This window comes from Mycobacterium sp. 1164985.4 (genome assembly GCF_001668575.1).
In the GTDB taxonomy this organism is placed as follows: Bacteria; Actinomycetota; Actinomycetes; order Mycobacteriales; family Mycobacteriaceae; genus Mycobacterium.
Genome location: NZ_LZMD01000098.1, coordinates 1 through 1,695, shown reverse-complemented (window position 1 = coordinate 1,695; position 1,695 = coordinate 1). Strand labels below are relative to the sequence as shown.

The following is a 1,695-nucleotide window of genomic DNA, read 5'->3' as shown; positions in this document are numbered from 1 at the left end:
TCGAACAGCACCGCGGATGCGTCGCGGCGGGTGTGGTCGATTGATCTGCTCGACGATGCTGAGCATGCCCTGTTGGAGGGGTGGGGTCATCGGGCGGTGTTGATGGGGCCGGCGCGGGTGGGGGTGTCGATTCCGGCGTTGTTCGCTGTGCAGGTGGGCCGGTCGCCGGGGGCGGTGGCGTTGTCGTGTGGTGGGCGGTCGTGGTCGTATCGCGAGTTGGATGAGGCGTCGGATCGGTTGGCGCGGTTGTTGATTGGTCATGGGGTGGGGCCCGGTGATCGGGTGGGGTTGTTGTTGCCGCGGTCGGGTGAGGCGATTGTGGCGATTTTGGGGGTGTTGAAGTCGGGGGCGGCGTATGTGCCGATTGATCCGGCGTTGCCTGATGCGCGGGTGGGGTTCATGTTGGCCGATGCTGCGGTGGCCGCGGTGATCACCGCGGGGGGTTTGCGGGCGCGGGTTGAGGGCGCTGAGGTGGTGGTGATCGATGTTGATGATCCCGGGGTGTGGGTTTGGTCGGGTGGTGCGGTGGCGGCGCCGGGGGCCCAGGAGATCGCGTATTTGATTTACACCTCGGGTACCACGGGTGTGCCCAAGGGGGTGGCGGTCGCGCACGGCAGTGTGACGGGGTTGGTGGAGTCGTTGCCGGGGGTGTTGGCGTCGCGGCGGGTGTGGTCGCAGTGGCATTCGTTGGCCTTCGATGTGTCGGTGTGGGAGATTTTCGGCGCGCTGCTGCATGGGGGGCGGTTGGTGGTGGTGCCCGAGGAGGTGGCTGGGTCTCCGGAGGAGTTGCACGCGTTGTTGTGTGCCGAGGGGGTCGAGGTGTTGTGTCAGACGCCCTCGGCGGTGGGGATGCTGTCGGCGCAGGGGTTGGAGTCGGCGGCGTTGGTGGTTGCCGGGGAGGCGTGTCCGGGTGAGTTGGTGGATCGGTGGGCCACCCCGGGGCGGGTGATGATCAACGCCTACGGTCCGACCGAGGCGACGGTGTATGCGGCGATGAGTGCGCCGTTGGCCGGGGGTGGCGATGTGGTGCCCATCGGGGTGCCGGTGCCTGGGGCGGCGTTGTTTGTGTTGGATGCCGGGTTGCGTCGGGTCTCGCCGGGGGTGGTTGGTGAGTTGTATGTGGCCGGGACCGGGGTGGCTTATGGGTATGTGGGCCGGGCGGGGTTGACCGCGTCGCGGTTTGTGGCGTGTCCGTTCGGGGCGCGCGGACAACGGATGTATCGCACCGGGGATTTGGTGTCGTGGAGCGCGCAGGGCCAGCTGCGGTATTTGGGGCGTGCTGATGAGCAGGTCAAGATCCGTGGGTATCGCATCGAGCTCGGTGAGGTGCGCGCGGCGTTGGCCGGGTGTGTGGGGGTCGAGCAGGCGGTGGTGATCGCCCGCGAGGACCGTCCCGGAGACAAACGTCTGGTGGGCTATGTCACCGAGTCGGCGGGCGCGGCGGTGGATCCCAACGGCATCCGCGCCGCGTTGGGTGAGCGGTTGCCCGGCTATATGGTGCCCGCGGCGGTGGTGGTGCTCGACGCGTTGCCGTTGACCCCCAACGGCAAACTCGACAAACGCGCCCTGCCGGCACCGGAATATCAAAACGTTGACCGCTACCGCGCCCCGGCCACCCCCACCGAAGAAATCCTGGCCGGTATCTACGCCCAGGTACTCGGACTCGACCGCGTCGGAGCCGACGACTCCTTCTTC

1 protein-coding gene is annotated in these 1,695 nt (G+C 67.7%); it reads left to right on the top strand.

Annotation, left to right across the window (positions count from 1 at the left end; translation table 11 throughout):
- Positions 1-1,695 (top strand): non-ribosomal peptide synthetase (locus A5650_RS22590; protein ID WP_231992740.1); only part of this gene is annotated, 1,695 nt, incomplete at both ends.